Annotated in this window: 8 protein-coding genes; 4 read left to right on the top strand and 4 right to left on the bottom strand. The window is 62.1% G+C overall.

The annotated features are described in order from the left end of the window. Window positions 1-222, bottom strand: a 222-nt coding sequence (locus KYK83_RS16275; RefSeq protein WP_222829017.1) for a metal-dependent hydrolase, incomplete at its 3' end; no start/stop codon positions are given. 117 nt (window positions 223-339) lie between these two features. Between KYK83_RS16275 and KYK83_RS16270 the strand changes: the two genes are divergently transcribed. After that, window positions 340-939 (top strand): TetR/AcrR family transcriptional regulator, encoded by a 600-nt coding sequence (locus tag KYK83_RS16270; protein ID WP_103024363.1) that lies wholly within the window; start codon window positions 340-342, stop codon window positions 937-939. On the opposite strand, the gene ygfZ is transcribed toward KYK83_RS16270, so the two are convergent. Next, a complete protein-coding gene (gene ygfZ, locus KYK83_RS16265; RefSeq protein WP_222829016.1) occupies window positions 920-1,663 on the bottom strand; it encodes a CAF17-like 4Fe-4S cluster assembly/insertion protein YgfZ in 744 nt (247 codons plus the stop codon). The two genes, KYK83_RS16270 and ygfZ, sit on opposite strands and share 20 nt — an antisense overlap. Before the next feature lie 38 nt (window positions 1,664-1,701). Here ygfZ and pyrC point away from each other — a divergent pair, with 38 nt between their 5' ends. Continuing rightward, entirely contained in the window at window positions 1,702-2,739 is a 1,038-nt protein-coding gene (gene pyrC / locus KYK83_RS16260) for a dihydroorotase (protein ID WP_222829015.1), read from the top strand. Here the strand turns inward: pyrC and rarD are convergent. After that, entirely contained in the window at window positions 2,699-3,586 is an 888-nt protein-coding gene (gene rarD / locus KYK83_RS16255; protein WP_248284527.1) for an EamA family transporter RarD, read from the bottom strand. The two genes, pyrC and rarD, sit on opposite strands and share 41 nt — an antisense overlap. Window positions 3,587-3,801: 215 nt before the next feature. On the opposite strand from rarD, the gene KYK83_RS16250 reads away from it, so the two are divergent. Beyond that, on the top strand, window positions 3,802-4,290 hold the full coding sequence (locus KYK83_RS16250; protein ID WP_196845818.1) for a glycine zipper 2TM domain-containing protein: 489 nt from the start codon (window positions 3,802-3,804) through the stop codon (window positions 4,288-4,290). A gap of 217 nt (window positions 4,291-4,507) precedes the next feature. Then, window positions 4,508-5,218, top strand: a complete 711-nt coding sequence (locus tag KYK83_RS16245) for a hypothetical protein (RefSeq protein WP_222829013.1) — start codon at window positions 4,508-4,510, stop codon at window positions 5,216-5,218. Between the two features lie 6 nt (window positions 5,219-5,224). Here KYK83_RS16245 and astD read toward each other — a convergent pair whose 3' ends face one another. Continuing rightward, window positions 5,225-6,637: a succinylglutamate-semialdehyde dehydrogenase gene (gene astD / locus KYK83_RS16240; protein WP_222829012.1), complete on the bottom strand. Its 1,413-nt coding sequence runs from the start codon at window positions 6,635-6,637 to the stop codon at window positions 5,225-5,227. Between the last annotated feature and the right edge of the window lie 57 nt (window positions 6,638-6,694).

Raw genomic sequence — 6,694 nt, 5'->3', positions numbered from 1 at the left:
TCCGTCGCGATGGGCCTTCACCGCTTCGATGAAGAAGGCTTCGCCGCGAGGGAAGGTGGCTGATAGGGCATTGTGCCAGGCGGTGCCGAACGCATCGCCGGCCCACCACCTGCGCGGTGTCGAATCGCGATTGAAGCGTTCGTCGCGGACGGTGATGGTAAGGTCTTCCGGCGTGGGCGCGGCATTGCGGACGTCGGGGGAAATGGAAACGGGGGCGTTCATGGAAAGCTCCGTGGGGTTAACTGACATGAATGTAAGTAAGTCCTACTGACATTACTGTCAATAACATGCGGTTAACGGGTTTCCCACTTGCGATGAATGGGATACTTCGTGGGACATATGGCGACGCGTAAACGACTTTCTCCAGAAGAATCGCGCCTGGCCGCGCTGGAGGCGGCCCGGGGCCTGCTTATCGAAACAGGCCCGCAATCGGTCACGCTGAAGGCGGTGGGCGCCCGCATCGGCCGCACCCATGCCAATCTGCTGCATCATTTCGGATCGGCCGCCGGCCTGCAGAAGGCGCTGGCGGGGCATCTGGCGGGCACGGTGTGCGACACGATCATCGATGCCGTGCGGGCGAGCCGGGCAGGGCTAGGCAGCCCGCGCGAAGTGGTCGATCTGGCATTCGATGCCTTCGACAAGGAAGGCGCAGGCGCGCTGGCCAGCTGGATGATCCTGACGGGCAATGAAGATGCGCTGACGCCGATCGTGGAAACCATTCACCAGCTGGTCGACGAAATCGCGCCGGGCGAGGCCGCTCATGGCGCGGCGCCGATGCAGGTCCATGAAGAAACGCTGGCGCTGGTACTGATGGCGATGGGCGATGCGCTGATCGGCACTGCACTGTCGCGGTCGCTGGGGCTTCCGGAAACAGCCGCACGCGACAGGGCGGAGCGGATGCTGGTCCGCTCGATGGAGCTTACTCTTCCGCAGGGGTGAGCCCGGGGCGCATCCATTCCGGGGCCAGCGCGGGGTCGATATCGGCAACGCGCAAATGATCGACGGCAAGCCCGTGCGCAGGATATTCTGCCTTGCGCCGCTTTTCATCCGACTGATCCAGCGGAACGACCACCAGCCGCCGGTTCACCTTGCTGCGCCAGTTCATGCGCGCGGTGTTTTCCTGGCCAATGTAGCAGCCCTTGGCAAAGCTGACGCCGTTGAGTTCGACGGCATTGGTCTCGAGCCAGAGGATATCGCCAAGTTCGGCGCTGCCTTCGGGCACGCCCATGGCAAGGCGATGCGCCTGCCAGGCGTCGTCAGCGGCTTCATCGCTATCTTCTGCAGGAGCGAGCCAGCGCTGGCCGAGTGCGCCCAGCCGCGGATCCGTCGCCGCGCCATCGCCCATTTCCGGGCGCCAGTGGACACCGACATGCGGATCGACGGCAATCGCGATCTTGCGACGCAAACGGTAGAGCGACAGACGCTTTGCGAGATCCTCCGCCACGCCCGCTTCGCAATCGATCAGCAATTCGCCTGCCGGACCTGGCCATACGATGAAGTCGAACAGGGTCTTGCCCTGAGGCGTCAGCAGACCGGCATAGGCGGGAAGGGTCCCGGCGATGTCGTTCGTCACGAGACCCTGGAGGAAGGACGCGACGTTTTCCTCCGCATCGTCGGTCGACAGGCGGATCACGGCACGGTTCATCAGTCGAGTGGCAGTCATGGGTGACAGATAGGCCGCCCGCCGCCATAGGCAACCACATGGTCGAATCGCTGACAATCCGCCGCCCCGACGACTGGCACCTGCATTTCCGCGATGGCGATACGATGCGTGCCGTAGTGCCGCATACCGCCCGCCAGTTCGCCCGTGCGATCGTGATGCCGAACCTTGCCCCGCCGGTGACTACCACCGCGCTCGCTTCGGCATACCGCGAGCGGATCCTGGATGCAGTGCCCGACGGCACCGATTTCACCCCGCTGATGACCGCATATCTCACCGACGAAACCGACGCCGACGATCTGGCTGGCGGCCACGCGGACGGCGTCTTGACCGCAGCCAAGCTCTATCCCGCAGGCGCGACGACCAATTCGGCGCACGGGGTGACCGATGTGCGCAATATCATGGGCGTTCTCGAACGGATGGCAGAGATCGGCATGCCGCTATGCGTTCATGGCGAAGTGACCACCCCGGACATCGATATCTTCGACCGGGAGGCGGTGTTCATTGACCGCGTCCTCCAGCCGCTGGTGGACCGGCTGCCGCAGTTGAAGGTGATCTTCGAACACATCACTACCATGCAGGCGGTGAGTTTCGTCGAAAGCGCGGGCCCCAATGTCGCTGCGACGATCACTCCGCAGCACCTCCACATCAATCGCAACGACATTCTGGTCGGCGGCATTCGCCCGCATATGTATTGTCTGCCCGTCGCGAAGCGCGAGCAGCACAGGCTGGCGCTGCGCGGTGCTGCGACAAGTGGGTCGGCGAAGTACTTTCTCGGTACCGACAGTGCGCCGCACCACCGTCACGACAAGGAAAGCGACTGTGGCTGCGCAGGCATTTTCAATGCCCCGTTCGCACTGGAAAGCTACGTTCAGGTATTCGACGACGAAGATGCACTCGGGAATTTCGAAGCCTTCGCCAGCCTGAACGGGCCGAACTTCTATGGCATGGCGCCAAACGAGGAGCGCATCACTCTGGAGAAGGCTCCGGTCGATGTCCCTCGCGAAGTAGACGGGGGAGCAGCGCCGATCGTGCCCTTCAACGCGGGGGAAACACTTGCCTGGCGGCTTGTTTCCTAGACCTCGCCACCAGATCCCAGACGAATATCGCCGCTGCCAGCCAGATGCAGGCGAAGCAGGCGATTTCAGCCGGATGAAGCGGCTTGTCGAAGACGGTCAGCCCCAGGATGAAAACGATACTGGGAGCTAGGAACTGGATGAAGCCGAGCATCGAATAGGGCAGCTTGCGAGCCGCGATTGCGAACATCAGCAGAGGAACGGCGGTTAGTACGCCGCCCAGCATGATGGAAAGGCTCAGCTCGGTCGAGACCGCGAAGGACGAACCCTGCGTCTGGGCGTAATACCAAACGACGCCGATCGAGGGGAGCAGGAGCAGAAGCGATTCGATCGTCAGGCCGGGGACCGATCCCACCACGACGCGCTTCCGGATCAAGCCATAGGTACCGAAGGTGAGGGCCAGAGTGAGGCTGATCCATAGCGTCGTCACTGCGCCGGCTGCGAGAAGCGATACTCCGACGGCTGCGATGCCGACTGCGAGCCATTGCGGCCGTGTGAGCCGTTCGCCGAGCAGTGCGGTGCCAAGCAGGACGTTGACGAGCGGATTTATGTAATAGCCAAGGCTTGCCGCATAGACTTCGCCTGTCTGGATCGCCCAGACATACACCACCCAGTTTACGGCGATCAGCGACGCGCTGAGGGCGAGCCAGCCGACCGTGCGGCGATTACCGAGCGCCGCGCGCAGTTCGCCCCCCTGCTTTCGGAACAGTGCGATGAGCAGACAGAGGGGCAACGTCCAGATAATGCGCCAACCAACGAATTCGAACGCCGGCACGGTCTGCACGAGAATCAGGTAAAGCGGCAGGAAGCCCCAGATAATATAGGCGCCGAACGCCGCTGCCAGACCCATTCGGTCATGCTGAGAAGGGCCACCTGCATCCATCGGGCCGCGCTAGGCGGCTTGCAAATTGCCCGCAAGCCTCAATTCGTCACCGGCAGAAACTCGCTTCGTCGAAAATTTCAAATCTGACTGCGGCGTTGCATTCCGTTCAGGTTAACCCCTTTAAAGCTTAACGACATCGCCGGAGCCCCCCTCCGTCCGTTGGAAGAGAAAAGGAAAAAGCCATGTCGAAACTTTTCAAGACCGCCACCATGGCCATTGCCGCTTCGGGCCTCGCATTCGCCATGCCAGCCAGTGCTGCACCGGCCCTCCATGCAAATCCTAACGCGCATGCTGCCGTGACCGGCGACATGACGTTCGAACACCAGCGCGACCGCCGTTATCGCGACCGCGACTACCGCGATCATCGCGGCCGCGACTATCGTGACCGTCACTATCGCGGCAACCAGTCGCGCCCCTATTACATGGGTTACGACCGCAATTACGGCCAGCCCGTTCGTTCGAACACCCGCGTCTGGCGCGGTAACGACAACCGCTATTATTGCCGCCGCGACGATGGCACCACCGGTCTGCTGGTCGGTGCTGGCGTAGGCGCGCTGCTTGGTCACGAAGTGGCCGGACGCGGTGACCGTACCATCGGTGCGCTTCTGGGCGGCGCGGCGGGCGCACTGCTCGGCCGTACGATCGATCGCTCCAGCACCCGCTGCGGCTAACCACTTCACGAGTTCCGGTCGCGCCCACCCGTGGCCGGAAACCACGGTTCCCACCGAGCCGTGAGGGCGTCGTCCGAACCCCGAAAAGGGGGCGGGCGGCGCCCTTTTCCGTCATGGGGCGGGCTGTCCCGCAATGGTGCATGCATCCGCATCGGACTGGAACGGGTGCGGGTTCAGGCGTTAGTCGGTCAATGCTTTAAAGCCGAAAGGTCCATTGATGAAACGTCGCCTGCTTGCCTCCGTTCTGCCGTTTGTCCTCATCGCCGGGTGCGGTGACAAGGGCAATGACAAGGCCGAAGCCGATGCGATGGACCCGGCCAGCGAACAGGCGCTCAATGACGAGCTGATGACCGATCCCGATATGGCCGGTCGCAACGAGGCTAATGCCGCCCTTTCCGGTACGGGCAACGCGGCGATTCCCAATATCGACAAATCGGCCAGCGCCGTGGAAGCTGCGCGCGATCGTGCGGGCGAACTGGTTGGCGGGCGCAGCAATATGGTTTTTGCACCGGGGGCCAAGGCGCTTGGCAATAATGCTACGCCGAGCCGGGCCATGGTTGCCGCGGCCAAGGCAGCGGTCGCTCCGGGCGGCGAAAATTGCGGTGAGAAAGTAAATTACACGAGTGCCTGGGCAGCGAAGCTGCCGCCGGCTTTTCCGGTCTATCCGCGTGCCAATACGCAGGAAGCTGCCGGAACGGATGAGGGCGCCTGCGCCCTACGCATCGTGTCGTTCTTCACCCCCGTCGCGCTGGATGAGGTTCTGGCCTTCTATTACACCCGCGCGAAGGGCGCCGGTTACAGCGCCGAACACGTCACGGCAGCAGGCGACAACATCCTTTCGGGAATGAAAGGTGATGCCGCCTATGTCATTTATGGCAAGCGGCTGCCGCAGGGTGTGACCCAGATCGACCTGGTCACCACCAACTGATACGGCTCACTCGTTCCTGAGACCCACGCCGATAGTGGCGCGCGGTTGTTCCATCTCATTGCTGGCGACCGGATAGGCGCAATAATCTGCGGCGTAGAATGCCGCCGGGCGATGATTGCCGGACAAGCCAACGCCGCCGAAGGGCGCTGCGGATGAAGCCCCGTTGGTCGGCCGATTCCAATTGACGATCCCGGCGCGAATCTCGCTCCAGAATGTCTCGAAATCTTCCGGCTGACCGCCGATCAGCGAGGCCGAGAGCCCGTAACGCGTGTTGTTGGCTTCCTTGATCGCTTCTTCGAAATCGGGGACGCGAATGACCTGTAGCAAGGGCCCGAACAGTTCGATGTCCGGCCGTTCGTGAATATCGGTAGCGTCCAGGATGGACGGCGAAAGAAACGGCAGGCTCTCGTCAGGCCTTTTCATATGCATGATCGGGCGGCCACCGCGGCTCATCAGCGCAACGAAGCTTTCCGAAAGGAGATCGGCCGTGCCATTGTCGATCACGCAGCCCATGAAGGGCTGGGGATCGGCAAACGGTTCGTCGACGATCAGCTTTTCCGCCATTTCCTTTACCGCGGGCACGATCTTGTCGAACATGGAATCGATGACGATTAGCCGACGTGCAGCCGTGCAGCGCTGGCCAGCCGTGGTGAAGGCCGACTGGATGATCGTGGCCGCAGCATCTTCGATCTTCGGCGTGTCGAGCATGACGATGGGATTGTTGCCGCCCATCTCTAGCGCGACGATCTTGCCAGGGTCCGTAGCCAGCTTGCGGTTGATGGCGATGCCCGCACGGGCCGAACCCGTGAACAGAACACCGTCCACCATCCAGTGTTCGACGAGCCCCTGACCAACTTCGACGCCGCCGTGAATGCACTGGATCACATCTTCCGGCACCTTGGCTTCGTGGAAGCAGCGGGTAAGGAATTCGCCCACGGCGGGCGTCTTTTCACTCGGTTTGAAAATCACGACATTGCCGGCAATCAGCGCGGGAATGATGTGTCCGTTCGGCAGATGAGCCGGGAAATTGTAGGGTCCCAGAACTGCCATCACGCCATGCGGCTTGTGGCGTAGCGCCGCCGTTCCCTGAAGCGCGCTATTGAGCTTTTTCTGGCCGGTACGTTCCGCATAGGCGGTAACCGAGATTTCGACCTTGCCGATGACCGCTTCCACTTCGGTCCGCGCTTCCCAGAGCGGCTTGCCGGTTTCACGGGCGATGAGTTCGGCAAATGTTTCGGAATGCTTGCGAACCTGATTGGCAAACCGCCGCATGAGCTCGATCCTGCGACCCAGAGGTTCGCGTGCCCAACTGCGCATCGCCACTCTCGCGCGTTCGACCGTCTCATCGACATTGCCGGATTGTCCGTGCCAGATTTCCCGGCCGGTTGCGGGTTCGGTTGAGACCAGGTCGGTCGCCATCTTGATGTGGTTTTCCTCTATGGGGGCGCGAAGTGGGGCCTAAGTGGGAGGTAACAG

It is taken from the genome of Qipengyuania pacifica, assembly GCF_019857205.1.
Taxonomy (GTDB): Bacteria; Pseudomonadota; Alphaproteobacteria; order Sphingomonadales; family Sphingomonadaceae; genus Qipengyuania; species Qipengyuania pacifica.
The sequence above is the reverse complement of the archived record's forward strand: the minus strand, read 5'-3'. Positions and strand labels throughout refer to the sequence as shown.